Origin of the sequence: Gemmobacter caeni (assembly GCF_003054195.1) — a bacterium.
GTDB classification, from domain to species: Bacteria; Pseudomonadota; Alphaproteobacteria; order Rhodobacterales; family Rhodobacteraceae; genus Gemmobacter; species Gemmobacter caeni.
In genome coordinates this window covers 14,290-30,629 of record NZ_QBKP01000001.1, presented here as the reverse complement: position 1 = coordinate 30,629, position 16,340 = coordinate 14,290, and the positions used below count along the sequence as shown (strand labels likewise).

The following is a 16,340-nucleotide window of genomic DNA, read 5'->3' as shown; positions in this document are numbered from 1 at the left end:
TTTACTTCGGCGACGCAGGGGTTAGATCGGGGCTCATGTCGGAACAGATGAAGATCGTCCTCGGCGGTGCGCCAGAGGGATATGATGCCTGCCTGCTGGCGAAGGAACTGTCGCGTGGCCGGGCCGTGGTGCATGTCGCGCGCGACGACAAGCGGATGGAGGCGATGCGCCGCGCGCTGGCCTTCATGGCGCCCGATGCGCTGGTGCTGGATTTCCCGGCTTGGGACTGCCTGCCCTATGACCGGGTGTCGCCCAATCCCGAAATCTCGGCCCGCCGGATGGCGACACTTGCGCTGCTGGCGCATGGGGTGGCGGATCGCTTCATCCTGCTGACCACGCTGAACGCGGTGACGCAGCGCCTGCCCGCGCGCGAGGTGGTGCGGGCGGCGTCCTTCTCTGCCCGTGTGGGCGAACGGGTGAACGAGGGCGCCTTGCGCGACTACCTGGCGCGCATGGGGTTTTCACCGACGACCACCGTGACCGAACCCGGCGATTACGCGCTGCGCGGCGGTATCGTTGACATCTATCCGCCGGGCGAGGGTGGGCCGGTGCGGCTGGATTTCTTCGGCGATGTGCTGGATGGCATCCGCCGCTTCGACCCTGAAAGCCAGCGCACGACCGAAAAGCTGACGGCCGTCGATCTGGCGCCGGTGTCGGAGGTCATGCTGGACGAGGCGGCGATCACCCGCTTCCGCCAGACCTATCGCATCGAATTCGGTGCCACGACGGATGATCCGCTGTACGAGGCGGTCAGCGCGGGCCGCAAACATCAGGGGATGGAGCACTGGCTGCCGTGGTTCCATGACCGGCTGGAGACGCTGTTCCACTATCTCCCCGATGCCAGCGTCATGCTGGACGATCAGGTGACACCCGCACGGCTGTCGCGCTGGGAGGGGATCGCCGACCAATATGAGGCGCGGCGTGAACATCTGGGCGTCAAGGGGCGCATGGATACGGTTTACAAACCGTGTCCGCCCGAGGCGCTTTATCTGGATGACGCCGCCTTCGAGGCTTCGATTGCCGGGCATCGGGTGATCCAGCTTTCGCCTTTGCCGCAAAGCCCCGGTCCGGGCGTTCTGGATGCGGGCGGGCGGATCGGGCGCAATTTCGCGCCCGAGCGACAGGTCGAAAGCCTGAGCCTGTTCGGTGCGCTGGCCGATCATGTGCGCAGCCTGCGGACAGAGCGGCAGGTGGTGATTGCTTCGTGGTCCGAAGGGGCGCGCGAGCGGCTGAAGGGGCTGATGGAGGATCAGGGGCTTTCGGCCACCGCTGAAGTCGCCGATCTGCGCGCAGTGCCGGAAGGCAAGGGCGGGCTGTTCCTCGCGGTCTGGGCGCTGGACGAGGGCTTTACCGCGCCGGGCCTTGCGGTGATTTCCGAACAGGATGTGCTGGGCGACCGCCTGCTGGGCAAGCCGCGCCGCAAGAAACGGGCCGAGAACTTCCTGCAAGACCTTGGCACGCTGAGCCCCGGCGATCTGGTGGTGCATGTCGAACATGGTGTCGGGCGGTTCGTGGGGCTCGAAACCCTGCGCGTGCCCGAACCGCCGCGCAACCGCCCCGGCCCGCCGCATGAATATGTGCATCTGGTCTATGCCGAGGATGCCAAGCTTTATCTGCCGGTCGAGAATATCGAACTCCTCAGCCGCTATGGTCATGAGGACGGGCTGCTGGACCGTCTGGGCGGCGGGGCATGGCAAGCGAAGAAGGCAAAGCTCAAGGAGCGTATCCGCGAGATTGCCGACCGGCTGATGCGGATTGCCGCAGAACGTCACCTGCGCCATGCGCCGATCCTTGAGGCGCCGCATTCGGCATGGGAGGCCTTTGCCGCGCGCTTCCCCTATCAGGAAACCGACGATCAGCTGAACGCGATTTCCGATGTGGTGGCGGATCTTGAGGCCGGCAATCCGATGGACCGGCTGGTCGTGGGCGACGTGGGCTTCGGCAAGACCGAGGTCGCGATGCGCGCCGCCTTTGTCGCCGCCATGGCCGGGATGCAGGTGGCGGTGATCTGCCCGACCACGCTTCTGGCGCGCCAGCATTACCGCAGCTTCGCCGAACGCTTCCGCGGCTTCCCGATCGAGGTGCGGCCCTTGTCGCGCTTCGTCTCCGCCAGGGATGCCGCCGCCACCCGCAAGGGGCTGGAAGATGGCACCGTGGACATCTGCGTCGGCACCCATGCGCTGCTGGCGAAGGGGGTGAAGTTCAGGAACCTCGGGCTGCTGATCATCGACGAGGAACAGCATTTCGGCGTCAGCCACAAGGAGCGGCTGAAGGAAATGCGCGCCGAGGTGCATGTGCTGACGCTGACCGCGACGCCGATCCCGCGCACGTTGCAACTGTCGCTCACGGGCGTGCGCGACCTCTCGATCATCGCCACCCCGCCAGTGGACCGGCTGGCGATCCGTACTTATGTCAGCGAGTTCGATACCGTGACGCTGCGCGAGGCACTGTTGCGCGAACGCTATCGCGGCGGGCAAAGCTTCTTCGTGGTGCCGCGCGTGGCCGATCTGCCCGAGATTGAGGATTTCCTGCGGACCCATGTGCCGGAGGTCAGCTATGTCGTGGCGCATGGCCAGCTGGCGGCGGGTGATCTTGATGAGCGGATGAACGAGTTCTACGACGGGAAATACGACGTGCTGCTGGCCACCACGATCGTGGAAAGCGGGCTCGATATTCCGACAGCGAACACGATGATCGTGCACCGCGCCGACATGTTCGGCCTCAGCCAGCTTTACCAGATCCGGGGTCGCGTCGGCCGGTCGAAAACCCGGGCCTATTGCTATCTGACCACCAAACCGCGCAGCCCGCTGACGCCGCAGGCGCAGAAGAGGCTGAAGCTGCTGGCGAGCCTCGACAGCCTCGGTGCCGGGTTCAACCTTGCCAGCCACGACCTCGACCTGCGCGGGGCGGGGAACCTGCTGGGCGAGGAACAGTCAGGCCATATCAAGGAAGTCGGCTACGAACTTTACCAGCAGATGCTGGAAGAGACGATTTCCAAGATCAAATCGGGCGAGATCACCGGCCTCGCGCCGGTCGACGATCAATGGGCGCCGCAGATCAACCTTGGCGTTCCCGTGCTGATCCCCGAGGAGTATGTGCCCGATCTGGATATCCGGCTGGGGCTTTACCGCAGGCTCAGCCATCTGGCGAGCAAGGTGGAGCTGGAGGGTTTCGCCGCCGAACTGATCGACCGTTTCGGGCCGCTGCCGAAAGAGGTGAACACGCTCATGCTGGTCGTGCGCATCAAGGCGATGTGCAAGAAGGCGGGCATCTCGCGGCTGAATGCGGGGCCGAAAGGCGCCACGGTGCAGTTCCACAATGACAAATTCGCTAATCCGGCGGGGCTGGTGGAATATCTTCAGGCCCAGCAGGGCGGGGCCAAGGTCGCAGGCAACAAGATCGTGCTGGCTGTTGATTGGCCGACCGAGGGAGACCGCATTCGCGGCGCCTTTGGCATCGCCCGCGATCTGGCGGAAAAGGTGCTGAAACCAAAAGGCAAATGAAAAAGGCCCGGGCGCTGGCCCGGGCCTTTCACATCTGTCGACTGCCGGTCAGAGCAGGAAGTCGTCGAACACCACGTCACCCGCCAGCTGCGAGATCTTGGTATTGCGCAGGGTCAGCGTGTCGCCCGTTTCGAAGGTGAACACGAGGTTGCGGCCCACGGCCTCGCCCAGATCGCGCAGTTCGGTGAAGTTCGACACACCCAGGTTGGTGTCGATCAGCAGCGTGTCGACGCCATCGCGGAAATCGGTGATCGTATCCGAACCGCCGTTGTCGCCGAAGACGAAGGTATCGGCACCGCGACCGCCGCTCAGCCGGTCATCGCCCGAACCGCCATCCAGCGTGTCGTTGCCGGTGCCGCCGATCAGCGTATCGGTGCCGCTGCCCCCGGTGATCGCATCGTTGCCGCTGCCACCATCGCCACGGTCGTTGCCGCCGCCCAGGAACATCGTATCGTTATCGGCACCGCCCAGAACGGTATCGTTGCCGAGGCCCGCGTCGATCTGATCGTCGCCGCTGTCGCCGTTGATCACATCGTCCCCGGACTGGCCGGTGATCTGGTCGTTACCGGAGCCGCCCGTGATCTTGTCGGCATCGCTGCCGCCGTTGATCGTATCGTTTCCGGCATCGCCAGCGAGCGTATTCGTGCCCGCGCCGCCTTGGATCACGTCATTGCCGGAACCGCCGCTGACGGTGTCATTGCCATCGCCACCGTAGAGCGTGTCATTGCCGGAGCCACCGCTGAGCTTGTCATTGCCATCGCCGCCATCCACCAGATCGCTGCCGCCACCGGCCAGGACGCGGTCGTTGCCGACGCCGCCAAAGATCTGGTCGACGCCACTGCCGCCGGTCACGGTGTCGTCGCCGGTGCCGCCATCCAGCAGGTTGGTGCCGGAGCCGCCATGGATATAATCGTTGCCAGCATCGCCGCTGATCGTGTCATCCCCGATCCGGCCCAGCAGACGGTCATTGTCGGCGCCACCACTGATGGAGTCGTTGCCGGTCCCGCCGTCAACGGTATCGGCCCCGGTGCCGCCGTTAATGCTGTCGTTGCCCGCTTCCCCGAAGATACGGTCATTGCCGCCGCGGCCATCCGCAAAATCGGCACCCGAGCCAAGGCGCAGCTTGTCATCGCCCACCGTGCCGGACACGGTGTCATCGCCGATGCCCGCGCTCAGATAGGATTCGCTCCAGTCATGCACGCCGTCGATCCCGATGATCAGATCGTTTTCGGCCGTGCCCGACATCGAGTCGAAGTTTTTCGGATACAGACGGAAGCCCGGCCCGAGACGGGTGCTAGACCATTCGCTCACATCCGAGCTGGCATAGGCGTCAGCCAGGAAAGCGTTGTAGGCGTTGATATCCGCGAAAGCCGGCAGTTCATCACCGTCGATGACGAAGAAGTGGTCATTACCGTCCGAGGTCGTCACGCGCATGATCTTGGTGAAGTTCGTGCCGCCCCAGTTCACTTCGGCGATGGCCGCCTGGGTATTCAGGTTGACCGGCCCGCCGTCGACGTTCACGCCATAGGCCGAACCGACGATCTTGGTGATGGTGATGGAAGAATAGTCACCGCTTACGGGCGCATCGAAGCTGTATTCGAAGCCGAAGCCGGTATTCGCCACGATGTCGATGGTCGACGCAGAAATAGCATTCGGAGTCGAGGCCGAGTAACCGACCTGAAAGCCGGTGAGGGTAATGGTCGTCATGTGTTGTCCTCTGCAAAATGGATGTGTCTTGCCCCTGTGGCCCTGTGGTTAATGGTCAAGCGGGGCGAAAATGTGAAAAATCATTGTCGGGCGCAGAAAACTCGCCCGGAAATGGAAAAAAGAATCGGGCCGCAATCAGCGGCCCGGCATGAGTTTCATCAGCAGGAAGCCCGCAGCCGTCAGGGCACAGACCCCGAAGGCCAGCGGAACGGGCGTGCCGTCGAAGGCAAGACCCAGCGGGGCGGCGATTGCAACCGCGACCACCGTCGCCAGCGAGCCGGTGACCGAGGCCGCCATCCCGGCGATATGACCCACCGGCTCCAGCGCGAGGGCGTTCAGATTGCCCAGCGTCAGGCCCGCCACCATGAAGACGGTGATGGTCCAGAACACATAGACACCGAAGTAAAGGTCGGGGGGCAGCAGGTCGCTGGCGGAAATCAGGGCAAAACACAGCGACAGGGCGACTTGCGCGGCCAGTGTCGTGCTGATCAGAAGCCGCATGCCCAGCCGCACCACCAGCGTGGCGTTGATGACGCTGGCGCTGCCCGACAGAATGGCAATCAGCGCGAACCAGAACGGAAAGCTTTCGGCGCGGCCAAAGGTGGTGTCGAAGATCTGCTGGGTCGAGGACAGCGTGCCGAACAGCGCGGCAAAGCAGAAGGTCTGCGCCAGCATCGCGATGACCACGATGCGGTTGGTCAGAACCTCGCGCAGCGCCTGCACCAGTGCAGGCACGCTCAGCGGTCGGCGGGCGGCAGGCAGCAGCGTTTCAGGCTGGCGCAGGGTCAGCCACAGCAGCGGCACTGCCGCGAAGCACAGGAAGCCAAGGAAGATCGCGCGCCAGCCGAAGCCCGCGATGATGAAACTGCCGATCAGCGGTGCCACGGCGGGGACGAGGGTGAAGATCATCATGGCGAAGCTGACGATCCGCGCCATCTCGCGTCCCTTGTAGAGGTCGCGCACCAGCGCCAGCGACACGACACGCGGCCCGGCCGCACCGATGCCTTGTACCACGCGCGCCGCCAGCACGGTTTCCAGCGTCGGCGCGAAATGCGCGACGATAGCCGCCACCGCATAGATCGCTCCCCCCCCGAGGATGACACGCTTGCGCCCAAGACTGTCCGACAGCGGCCCGGCAAAGAAAGTGCCCAGCCCCATGCCCAGAACGAAGCTGGTCACGATCAGCTGCGCGCGGTTCGTGGCGTCGGGCGTCAGTTCCAGCGCGATTTGCGGCAGCGCGGGCAGCATGGCGTCGATGGAAAAGGCGATGAGCGCGAAAAGAAACGCGATCATGGCGATGAATTCGGGTTGTGACAGCCTGCGCGTCGTCATGGTCACTCGTCTCCTCTTTCCGCGATGTCGCGGATCACATCGGCCCAGAATGCGGGCTTCTGGGCGCCCGATACCACATAGGTATCGGCAATGATGAAGGTCGGCACTGCATTTACACCGCGCTCGCGCGCATGGGCGTCACGGCCCAGCACCGTGTCGCGGTCGGCGTCGCTGTCCAGCAGGCGGGCGACCATGGCGCGATCCATTCCGGCGGCTTCGGCGAGATCGGCCAAAACCGCCCGGTCGCCAATATCGCGTCCCTCGCGCCAGTAAGCACGGAACATGGCAGAGATCACGGCGCCCTGCCGCCCTTCCAACCCGGCCCAGTGCATCAGGCGATGGGCGTCCAGCGTGTTGGGCACGCGCGTGATGGCCGCGAAATCGAAATTGACCCCGGCCTCGCGGCCCAGCTCTTCCAGCCGCAGATGCGCCTGCACCGCGCGCTCCTGCGTGCCAAAGAGGCGCAGCATGTAATCGGCACGGTCCACCCCTTCGGCGGGCAGGCCGGGGTTCAGCTGGAACGGATGCCATTCCAATGTGAACGGATGGTCGGGATTGGCCTCCAGCGCGCGGTCAAGCTGGGCCTTGCCCAGATAGCACCACGGGCAGACGGGATCGGCGAAGACATCGAGACGGATCATTGCGGGGTCCAGAGCGCGGCAAGCGCACGGCGGTTCAGCTTGCCGTTGGGGTTGCGGGGAAGGGCGGCGACCTGCTGCCAGATACGCGGCTGCTTGTAACGGGCCAGCGACGCGGCGGCGGCGGTCTCCAGCGGCGCGGGGTCCAGCGCGGTGAGGCCGGTGTAAAAGGCGGCGATGACGCGGTTGCCGGGCGACACCTCGACCTCGGTCACCGCCAGATCCTCGACGCCCGGCAGATGCGCCAGCGCTGCCTCGATCTCCATGGGGGAGACGCGATAGCCGCCGGGGTTCATCTGGTCGTCGTCGCGACCCAGATAGGTGATGGCGCCATCCTCGCGCATGCAGACCTGATCGCCGGTGAGGAACCAGCCGCCACGGAACCGCGCCTCGGTCGCCTCGGGCGCATCCAGATAGCCGAGCATGAGACCCGGATCATCTGCCCCCACCGCCAGCGTGCCGGGCGTGCCACGCGGCACCGGGCCAGCGTCTCCCAGCACCGCGATGCGGCGCCCGGCCTGCGGGAAGCCCGCGCAGCCCACGGGCGCCGGACGGTCGGGGCTGCCCGAGATGAAGGTGGAACATTCCGACATGCCCAGCGCCTCGTGCAGGTCGGTGCCGGTGGCGGCCTGCCACTGGCTGCGCAGGGCGGGGATCAGGGTTTCCCCGGCGCTGAGACCATGGCGCAGGCGCGGCAGGGCGGGCAGGGTGCCGCGCAGCATCTGGCGGATCACACCGGGGGCAGCGGCGAAGATCGTGGCGTCGAAACGCTTCAGCAGCAGAGGCAACTGCGCGGGCGTCACCCCGGCACCGGGGATCAGCGCGGTCGCGCCCACCGTCCAGGGGTCCATCAGCCCGGTGCCGAGCGTATAGGTCCAGTTGAAGGCGCCGGCATGCATCAGACGGTCGTCGGGGCCCAGCCCCTCCCATCCCTGGTGCATCAGCCCGCGGCCCAGAATAGCGCGATGCGCATGCACCACCGCCTGCGGACGCCCCGAGGTGCCAGAGGTAAAGACGATATAGGCGGGCCGGTCAGCCCGGCCCATGTGCCATTCGGCAGGCGGCAGATCGGTCATGGCGGCGAGCCGCGCAGCGGCCAGCACCGGAATATCGGGCAGGTCGGGCAGGGCGACGCCGTCCCCCGCGATCACCAGACCCGGTGACAGACGGGAAGCCATCGCGGTAATCTCGGTTCCCGTCAACTGCGCCGAGGTCGGCACCGGCACCAGACCGGCGGCAATGGCGCCAAGGAAGGCCACAGCGAAAGCCGGTTCATTGCCCAGCCGCAGCAGCACCCGGTCGCCGGGATGCAGACCCTCGGCCAGCAGGCCGGTAGCGGCCCCCCGAACGGCGGCGATCAGCCGCGCATAGCTCCAGCGCTCCGCGCCGGTGGGGCGGACGATCTGAAGCGCGGGCTTGTCGGGTGTGGCAGCACCTGCCGCAAGAACATGCGCGGCCAGATTGAACGCGGCCGGAACCGGGATCGGCGCGCCAGGATCGGTAAGGGACAACATCCGGCCTTGCTATTCCCCGTGCGAGCGCGTTGCAAGACGCCGCGCCCTGCCGTAATGCACAGTGCCATGAGCAGGAACGAACCCCCGTCGCTGATCCGTATTGCCCGCGAAAGCGGAGCGGAGACGATTGTCGAGCCGCTGGACCTCGGCACCCGCGTGCGCGAGTTGCGCAAGGCGAAGGGCTGGACGCTGGAACAGGCGGCGGAACGGGCCGGGCTGGCGCGGTCAACCCTGTCGAAGATCGAGAACGGGCAGATGTCGCCCACCTATGAGGCGCTGAAGAAGCTGGCCGGCGGGCTGGCGATTTCGGTGCCGCAACTCTTTACCCCGCCTGCGCGGGCGCAGGTGAACGGACGTCTTGCTGTGACCAAGGCGGGCGAGGGGCAGGCCCATGCCACCACGACCTATGAACACGAACTTCTGGCGGGGCCGCTGAAGGGAAAGCAGATGCTTCCCTATCGCGCCACCATCCGCGCCCGTACACCCGAGGAGTTCGACGGCTGGGTGCGCCACGACGGCGAGGAGTTCCTGTATGTCCTCACCGGGATCGTGCGGCTTTATTCCGAATTCTATGAACCCGTGGATCTGCGCCGGGGCGACAGCGCTTATTATGACGCGACCATGGGGCATAACGTGATCTCGCTCAGTGACGAGGATGCGACCATCCTCTGGGTCACCTCGCTGCCCTGACCAGCGGGCAACCTTTTCCCGTTGCACATGGCAAAAGGCAAGACGGCATCCGCGATGCCGTCCTGTTCCATGACATTCGCAACAACGGATTTCCGGTCAGAACCAGCCTGCGACCCGGTTTGCCCCGCCCGAAATATCGCGGCCCACGCCATCCACGGTATTGCAGCCCGCCAGAACAGCCAGCGCCAGAACCGCCGTCAGTTTCCAGATATTCATAACACTCTGCCTCGGTTTCTTCGTTCTTGTTTCTTACTGCGCCTGCCACCACACATCCGGTGTCACCTCGGGCCAGTCGCCATAAAGCGGCATGGGGTCCGGCCGGGTGACGCGGCGGTCATGCGCGACGCGCGCGACCGGAGAATACCACAGCGGCACGACATATCTACCCGCTGTAAGCACACGATCCAGTGCGCGTGTCGCCGCGACAAATTCCTCGGGTTCGGTGGTGGAAAGCATTTCGTCGATCAGGGCATCCACAGCAGGCGACGCGATGCCCGGCCAATTGCGCGATCCCGGCACGGTGGCGGCGGCCGATCCCCAGTAAAGCCGCTGCTCCGTTCCGGGGCTGAGCGACAGCGCACGGATGAAATGCGTCATGTCGAAGTTGAAAGCATTTGTCCGCTCGACATACTGCGCATTGTCCACGGTGGTGACATGCGCCCTGATGCCCAGCCGTTTCAGCGATTCGACATAGATGCTGGCGGCCCCGATCATATCGAGCTGGCCGTTGGTCAGCAGGATTTCAAAGCTGAACGCCGTGCCCGCCGCGTTGCGCAGCGTGCCGTCCTGCACGGTCCAGCCCGCATCGGCCAGCAGTCTGGTTGCCGCGCGCAGGTTCTTGCGGTTGGCGCCGCTGCCATCCCCCCTGGGCAGGCTGTAGCCTTCCAGAGTGCCGGGCAGCAGATCGCCTGCGAAAGGCTCCAGCAGGGCGCGTTCGCGCCCTTCGGCGGGCGTGTCGGGCAGCATGCCCAGCGGCGAGTTCGAGAAATACGAGGCGATGCGCGGCAGAGCGCCGTCATTCAGCACCGTATTGGCCTGTTCAAAATCGAAAGCGAGGATCAGCGCCTCACGCACGCGCCAATCGGCAAAGAGCGGACGGCGGGTGTTGAAGGCAAAACCCTCGATCCCCGAGGGGCGGCCATGCGGGATTTCGTCCTTCACCACGTCGCCGCGTGTCACTGCCGGAAAATCGAAGTTGCGCAGCCATTTTACCGGATTGGTTTCGCGATAAAGCGACAGCTCGCCCGCCTTGAACGCCTCGAACTGCGCCGTGTCGAGCGAGAAGTATTCGACCCGGATTTCATCAAAGTTCTGCCGTCCGCGATTGACCGGCAGATCCTTGCCCCACCAGTCGGGGTTCCGGCGGAGCGAGAGATAGCGCCCCGGCTCCAGACCCGCGACGACATAGGGGCCCGACCCAATGGGCGGCTCCAGCGTGGAGGCGGTGAAATCCTTGCCCTCCCATTGCGCCTTCTTCAGCACCGGGCGCAGACCCAGCAGCAGTGGCAATTCGCGGTTGGGGCTGGAAAAGGTGAAGCGGAGACTGCGCGGGCCGGTGATTTCGGATTTGGCGATTGCGGCCCAGGCATTCGCGTATTTCGGATGGCCCTCGGTTCCCAGGGTCGCAAAAGACCACAGCACATCCTCGGGCGTGACGGGGCTGCCATCCGAAAAGCGCGCGCCCTCGCGCAGGGTGAATTCCACATAGCTGCGCGACGAATCGGTGGTCACGGATTCGGCCAGCAAGCCATAAAGGGTGAAGGGTTCATCAAAGCTGCGCGCCAGCAGGGTTTCGGTGCTGTAGAGCGCGATGTAGCGCGGTGCCACCCCCTTGAGGATGAAGGGGTTGAGACTGTCGAAGCCGCCATTTTCCCCCAGCACGATGCGGCCGCCCTTCGGCGCTTCGGGGTTGACATAGGGGAGGGACACAAAATCCGGTGGGAGGGCAGGTTCTCCATACATAGCTATGCCATGTGCGGGTGAGTCGCCCCAGACCGGAGCCGCACCGAGAATCGCCGTCGCAGCCAGGGCGATCACGCGAAATTTCCCGAAAAAAACCTGTATCATTCCGGCGACAATCCTTCGCAGCCCTGTTTTTCTTGGGCCGGACACTATTCCGGCAATCGTGGATTTTCAAACTTTTAACTTGGACTGCACGGCGCCACGCGGTATAAAGGGGGCACTGCTCGATAGGTTTCTTGCCTGTATGAAACCTGCCTCAAAGACTTAACGCCGGCTTCGTGCCGGCGTTTTTTTTGGCTTTCACGTTCCCGGGACTGTGCTGCAATGCGGCACGAAAAGGCTGGCGATGCCGCGTCAAACGCCTATGTTGACGGCGTATCCAGTACAGGAGAAGCGACATGACGCTGAAGGGAAAACGGGCGGTCGTCACCGGATCGAATTCGGGGATCGGCCTTGGCACCGCCATCGAACTGGCAAAAGCCGGAGCCGATGTGGTGATCAACAGCTTCACCGACCGCGACGAGGATCACGCGCTGGCCGCGAAACTGGCGGCGGAACATGGTGTGAATGTGCGCTATATCGCCGCCGACATGTCGAAGGCCGAGGATTGCCGTGGCCTGATCGAAAAGGCGGGCGGCTGCGATATTCTGGTGAATAATGCCGGTATCCAGTTCGTGTCGCCGGTCGAGGATTTTCCGGTCGAGAAATGGAATGCGATCATCGCGATCAACCTGACCTCGGCCTTTCATACCACGGCGGCCGCGCTGCCGGGCATGCGCAAGGCGGGCTGGGGACGGATCGTCAACATCGCCTCGGCGCATGGCCTGACCGCCTCGCCGTTCAAGTCGGCCTATGTCGCGGCCAAGCATGGCGTTGTCGGCCTGACCAAGACGGTGGCGCTGGAAACCGCGGGCAAGGGCATCACCTGCAATGCGATCTGCCCCGGCTATGTGCTGACCCCGCTGGTCGAGGCGCAGATCCCCGACCAGATGAAGGTGCACAACATGGATCGCGAGACGGTGATCCGCGAAGTCATGCTGGACCGTCAGCCCTCGCGCCAGTTCGCCACGGTTGAGGAAATCGGCGGCACCGTGGTCTTCCTGTCCAGCGCCGCCGCAGCCCAGATTACCGGCACGACGATCAGCGTCGATGGCGGCTGGACCGCGATGTGATGCAGTCTGCCCCGATGAACGGCAGGGGCGCGGCCCGGTGACGCTGCGCCTCAATCTGGCCTTGCAGGGCGGGGGCGCGCATGGCGCCTTCACCTGGGGCGTGCTCGACCGGCTGCTGGAAGAGCCGGATATCGAAATCGCGGGGATCACCGGCACGTCGGCGGGGGCGCTGAATGCAGCCGCGCTGAAGATGGGGCTGTTGCAGGGCGGGCCGCAGGCCGCGCGTGAAAGCCTTGACCGGCTATGGACCGATGTCGGCCAGCTGGGCAACCTGCGGGTGGCGCGCTGGGTCACGGCGGCCTTTCCCATGGCGACAGCCATGGCCGAGGTCGCTGCGGCGGCGGTGCCCGTCTCCCCCGCCGGGATCGCGGCGCAAATCTTCAGCCCCTATTCCTGGGGGCCGTTCTGGCAGAATCCGCTGCACGAGGTGGTGGCGCGTTTCGATTTCACCCATGTCTGTTCCACGGCGGGGCCTGACCTGTTCGTCAGCGCCACCAATGTGCGCAGCGGCAAGATCCGGGTGTTCTCTGGCGCCGAGATTTCGCCGGCCACGCTGCTTGCCTCTGCCTGCCTGCCCACAGCCTTTCAGGCGATCGAGCTGGAAGATCCTGCGACCGGCAAGATGGAAGTGTTCTGGGATGGCGGTTTCACCGGCAATCCGGCGCTGTTCCCGCTGTATCTGCCGCATCTGCCCGACGATATCCTCGTCATCGCCATCAACCCGCTGCGGCGCGACGCGATCCCGATGACGCCGGTCGAGATTCAGGACCGGATCAACGAAATCAGTTTCAATGCCGCACTGCTGGGCGAATTGCGTTCGGTCGCTTTTGTCAAACGGCTGATTGCCGAGGGGCGGATGCCCGAAGGCGCGATGAAGGACATCAACCTGCATCTGGTGTCAGATGAAAAGCTGATGAATGAACTCGACGCGGGCAGCAAGCTCAGCCCCGATCCGGCGTTTCTGGCCCGGCTGAAGGCGGCGGGGCGCAAGGCCTGCGCGGGCTTCCTGCACCGGCACAAGGCCAGCATCGGCCGCGAAAGCTCAATCGACCTGCGCGGCCTGTTCGGCTAGGGCGCGCATATCTTTCGCGGTCGGCGCCACCAGCCCGGCTGAGACGATCAGCTTCACCGCTTCGTCGGCCTTCATGTCCAGAAGGATCACATCTTCCTCGGGCAGATACAGCAGGATGCCCGAGGTAAAGGGGGTCAGCGCCACGAAAACCGCGATCATCTGCCGGTCGGTCGGCAGTTTCGCGGCGATCTCGCCCTTGGCCGTGGTGGCGACAAATCCCACGGCCCAGCAGCCGGGGCGGGGAAATTCCACCAGACAGGTGCGATCAAAGCTGCGCTCGGATTTGGCGAAGAAGGTTTCCGTGACTTGCTTGAACCCGCCATAGACTGACCGGACGACCGGCATCCGGTCGACCAGCGCCTCGGTCCGGGCGATCAGCGTGCGGCCGATCAGGCCCTTGGCTACCCATCCGGCAAGGATGGTGAACAGCAGAAACACCACCACGCCGACGCCGCGCACCGGATAGGCCATGCCGGGGCCGAAGTAATACCCCATCAGCGCCTCGGGGCGCCAGTTGTGCGGGATCAGCGGGATGATCCAGCTGTCGATCCAGCCGATCACCGCATAGACCAGATAGACCGTCAGCCCGATGGGCAGAACCACGACCAGCCCGGTCAGGAAGCTGGCCCGAAGTCCGGCAAACAGGCTGCGGCGGCGGTGGGGTTCGGTGGGCTGATCGGGGGTCATCGGGCACTCCTGCCGCGCGAGCATGGTGCTGCGCGCGGCGGTTTCAACCGTTTGCCGCTGCGTTACGCCCGCAGGCGGACGATTTCGCCCGCGATCTGCGCAGCAAGCCGGGCATTGTTCAGAACAAGGGCGATATTGGCATCCAGCGAGCGGCCATCGGTCAGCGCGAAGATGCGGTCCAGCAGGAAGGGCGTGACCTCCTTGGCAGCGATGCCCTGCGCCTCGGCCTCGGCCAGCGCGGTTTCGATGGCGGGGCCGATCTCGTCCAGCGGGATTTCCGCCTCGGCCGGGATCGGGTTGGCCACCAGTTGCCCGCCGGAGAGGCCCAGTTGACCGCGCATCACCTGTGCCGCCGCGATCTGGGCCGCGCTGTCCATCCGCAGGGGCGCGCGCAGGCCGGAATCGCGGGACCAGAAGGCGGGGAAGGCATCCTGACCATAGGCGATGACCGGCACACCCTGGGTTTCCAGAACCTCCAGCGTCTTCGGCAGGTCGAGGATGGCCTTGGCTCCGGCTGCCACCACGGTCACCGCAGTCAGTGCGAATTCCGGCAGATCGGCCGAAATGTCGAAGCTTGTATCGGCGCCGCGATGCACGCCGCCGATACCGCCGGTGGCAAAGACCTCGATCCCCGCCAGCGCGGCACAGATCATGGTGGCAGCCACCGTGGTTGCCCCCATGCGCCCCATGGCCAGACAGGCCGCCAGATCGGCGCGGCTGAGTTTCATGACACCCTGAGCTTGCCCCAGCGCATCCAGCGCCGCATCAGACAGCCCGATGTGGATGCGCCCGTCCATCACCGCAATGGTGGCGGGCACGGCGCCATGCGCACGCACTTCGGCCTCCACCGCGCGGGCGGCTTCCACATTCTGTGGGAACGGCATGCCATGGGTGATGATGGTGGATTCCAGTGCCACCACGGGGCGGCCCTCGTCCAGCGCGGCCCGGACCTCGGGGGTGAATGTCAGCGGCAGGGTCACGATCCGATTTCTCCTGATACATAGATGGCGGCGGCGCGCAGGGCGGCGGCCAGCGCCTGTTCGCGGCTGGCGCCGCGCTGTTCGGCCACGATATGCGCGGCCATGAAGGTGTCGCCCGCGCCGGTGATCCGCGTCACCAGCACCTCGGGCGGGCGATCCGAGATGACGCCAGCGCCCCGCTTGCCTTCAGCACATGGCCGCCCGCCATCGGTGACCAGCACCCGATGCGCGCCGCGGGCCAGCAGGCCTTCGGCCGCCGCGGGGGCAGCGGCGAATTCGGCGGCGCAAAGCAGCCCCGCTTCCTCCAGATTGACATAAAGCGTCGCGCGCGGATGCGCCATCAGCGGGCGCAGGCGTTCGGCCTTGCCGGGGCTCGCGGGGGCGACCCGCAGGTCCGACAGGGCGAAGAGCGGCGAAGCGGCGATTTCGGACAACAGCGCCTCGGTCAGGTTGCCGTCCAGCGCGATCGGCCCGGCCCAGGGCGCGGATGCACTGCCCAGGCGTCCATCTGAAAGCGGCCGCAGGATCTTGTCGCCCGCCGCCTCCAGCGAATGCGCATCGGCAATTGCCGCCACCAGCCCGTTCGCGCCCTCGACCGCCATGTAGCGGTCGGTCGGCAGATCCTCGGAGCGGTAGATATGATCGGTCACCATGCCCATCCGGGCACAGGCGGCCACCAGCTCCTCGCCCTCGGCATCGCGGCCGATGGCGGTGATCAGACCCGGCACCAGCCCGAAACGGCGCAGTGTCATGGCGATGTTCATGGCCACGCCGCCCGGCAGCCGGGTGATGCGGCCCGGCACGTCCGATCCTACCCGCATGACGGCGGGCGAGCGGCCGATGATGTCCCACAGGACCGAACCAATGCAAAGGATGTCAGGTGTCATGTCTGCCTTGTCGCCCAAGCCCGGCCTTTGCGCAAGTGACGCTTGCGGGAGCCTCCGGCGGGGATATTTAAGGCCAAGATGAAAGCGGAGGACGGTGTGTCTTCATCTTGGCAAAAATATCCCCGCCGGAGGCATCCGACAGGTGCCAGAGGCGCGAAAGCCGGGCAGGGGGTTGCAATCCTCCGGCACAGGCGCT

The 16,340-nt window shown here is 65.3% G+C and carries 12 protein-coding genes; 4 read left to right on the top strand and 8 right to left on the bottom strand.

Features of this window, described 5'->3' with window-relative positions; genetic code table 11:
* The first annotated feature begins 35 nt into the window (after positions 1-35).
* Positions 36-3,503: a transcription-repair coupling factor gene (mfd, locus tag C8N34_RS00140; protein WP_108126755.1), complete on the top strand. Its 3,468-nt coding sequence runs from the start codon at positions 36-38 to the stop codon at positions 3,501-3,503.
* A gap of 48 nt (positions 3,504-3,551) precedes the next feature.
* Here the strand turns inward: mfd and C8N34_RS00135 are convergent, their stop codons facing one another.
* The 4 genes from C8N34_RS00135 to C8N34_RS00120 form a co-directional block, all read right to left on the bottom strand.
* Positions 3,552-5,210 (bottom strand): calcium-binding protein, encoded by a 1,659-nt coding sequence (locus tag C8N34_RS00135; protein ID WP_108126753.1) that lies wholly within the window; start codon positions 5,208-5,210, stop codon positions 3,552-3,554.
* A gap of 135 nt (positions 5,211-5,345) precedes the next feature.
* Complete coding sequence (locus C8N34_RS00130; RefSeq protein WP_108126751.1) at positions 5,346-6,542, bottom strand: Bcr/CflA family efflux MFS transporter; 1,197 nt, start codon at positions 6,540-6,542, stop codon at positions 5,346-5,348.
* Between the two features lie 2 nt (positions 6,543-6,544).
* The gene (locus C8N34_RS00125; RefSeq protein WP_108126749.1) at positions 6,545-7,183 is read right to left on the bottom strand and encodes a DsbA family oxidoreductase; all 639 of its coding nucleotides are present in this window, start codon (positions 7,181-7,183) and stop codon (positions 6,545-6,547) included.
* Entirely contained in the window at positions 7,180-8,694 is a 1,515-nt protein-coding gene (locus tag C8N34_RS00120; RefSeq protein WP_108126747.1) for a class I adenylate-forming enzyme family protein, read from the bottom strand. Before C8N34_RS00120 ends, C8N34_RS00125 begins: the two co-directional genes overlap by 4 nt.
* Before the next feature lie 66 nt (positions 8,695-8,760).
* On the opposite strand from C8N34_RS00120, the gene C8N34_RS00115 reads away from it, so the two are divergent.
* The gene (locus C8N34_RS00115) at positions 8,761-9,384 is read left to right on the top strand and encodes a helix-turn-helix domain-containing protein (RefSeq protein ID WP_054303581.1); all 624 of its coding nucleotides are present in this window, start codon (positions 8,761-8,763) and stop codon (positions 9,382-9,384) included.
* Positions 9,385-9,633: 249 nt separating this feature from the next.
* Here the strand turns inward: C8N34_RS00115 and C8N34_RS00110 are convergent, their stop codons facing one another.
* Positions 9,634-11,451, bottom strand: a complete 1,818-nt coding sequence (locus C8N34_RS00110; RefSeq protein WP_054303582.1) for an extracellular solute-binding protein — start codon at positions 11,449-11,451, stop codon at positions 9,634-9,636.
* Between the two features lie 293 nt (positions 11,452-11,744).
* Between C8N34_RS00110 and C8N34_RS00105 the strand changes: the two genes are divergently transcribed.
* Both C8N34_RS00105 and C8N34_RS00100 read left to right on the top strand, forming a co-directional pair.
* On the top strand, positions 11,745-12,518 hold the full coding sequence (locus C8N34_RS00105) for a 3-hydroxybutyrate dehydrogenase (protein ID WP_108126745.1): 774 nt from the start codon (positions 11,745-11,747) through the stop codon (positions 12,516-12,518).
* Positions 12,519-12,555: 37 nt separating this feature from the next.
* Positions 12,556-13,590, top strand: a complete 1,035-nt coding sequence (locus C8N34_RS00100; protein WP_054303718.1) for a patatin-like phospholipase family protein — start codon at positions 12,556-12,558, stop codon at positions 13,588-13,590.
* Here C8N34_RS00100 and C8N34_RS00095 read toward each other — a convergent pair.
* The 3 genes from C8N34_RS00095 to C8N34_RS00085 form a co-directional block, all read right to left on the bottom strand.
* Positions 13,561-14,277, bottom strand: a complete 717-nt coding sequence (locus C8N34_RS00095) for a DUF502 domain-containing protein (protein WP_108126743.1) — start codon at positions 14,275-14,277, stop codon at positions 13,561-13,563. The two genes, C8N34_RS00100 and C8N34_RS00095, sit on opposite strands and share 30 nt — an antisense overlap.
* 62 nt (positions 14,278-14,339) lie before the next feature.
* On the bottom strand, positions 14,340-15,257 hold the full coding sequence (locus tag C8N34_RS00090; protein WP_199750622.1) for a pseudouridine-5'-phosphate glycosidase: 918 nt from the start codon (positions 15,255-15,257) through the stop codon (positions 14,340-14,342).
* On the bottom strand, positions 15,254-16,144 hold the full coding sequence (locus C8N34_RS00085) for a PfkB family carbohydrate kinase (protein ID WP_108127379.1): 891 nt from the start codon (positions 16,142-16,144) through the stop codon (positions 15,254-15,256). Before C8N34_RS00085 ends, C8N34_RS00090 begins: the two co-directional genes overlap by 4 nt.
* Positions 16,145-16,340: the final 196 nt, after the last annotated feature.

What these genes read in the sequence shown, in the direction of transcription:
- C8N34_RS00085 (WP_108127379.1), bottom strand. Translation starts at nt 16,144, where the DNA reads ATGACACCTGACATCCTTTGCATTGGTTCGGTCCTGTGGGACATCATC.
- C8N34_RS00120 (WP_108126747.1), bottom strand. Translation starts at nt 8,694, where the DNA reads ATGTTGTCCCTTACCGATCCTGGCGCGCCGATCCCGGTTCCGGCCGCG.
- C8N34_RS00135 (WP_108126753.1), bottom strand. Translation starts at nt 5,210, where the DNA reads ATGACGACCATTACCCTCACCGGCTTTCAGGTCGGTTACTCGGCCTCG.
- C8N34_RS00130 (WP_108126751.1), bottom strand. Translation starts at nt 6,542, where the DNA reads ATGACGACGCGCAGGCTGTCACAACCCGAATTCATCGCCATGATCGCG.
- mfd (WP_108126755.1), top strand. Translation starts at nt 36, where the DNA reads ATGTCGGAACAGATGAAGATCGTCCTCGGCGGTGCGCCAGAGGGATAT.
- C8N34_RS00110 (WP_054303582.1), bottom strand. Translation starts at nt 11,451, where the DNA reads ATGATACAGGTTTTTTTCGGGAAATTTCGCGTGATCGCCCTGGCTGCG.
- C8N34_RS00095 (WP_108126743.1), bottom strand. Translation starts at nt 14,277, where the DNA reads ATGACCCCCGATCAGCCCACCGAACCCCACCGCCGCCGCAGCCTGTTT.
- C8N34_RS00125 (WP_108126749.1), bottom strand. Translation starts at nt 7,183, where the DNA reads ATGATCCGTCTCGATGTCTTCGCCGATCCCGTCTGCCCGTGGTGCTAT.
- C8N34_RS00115 (WP_054303581.1), top strand. Translation starts at nt 8,761, where the DNA reads ATGAGCAGGAACGAACCCCCGTCGCTGATCCGTATTGCCCGCGAAAGC.
- C8N34_RS00105 (WP_108126745.1), top strand. Translation starts at nt 11,745, where the DNA reads ATGACGCTGAAGGGAAAACGGGCGGTCGTCACCGGATCGAATTCGGGG.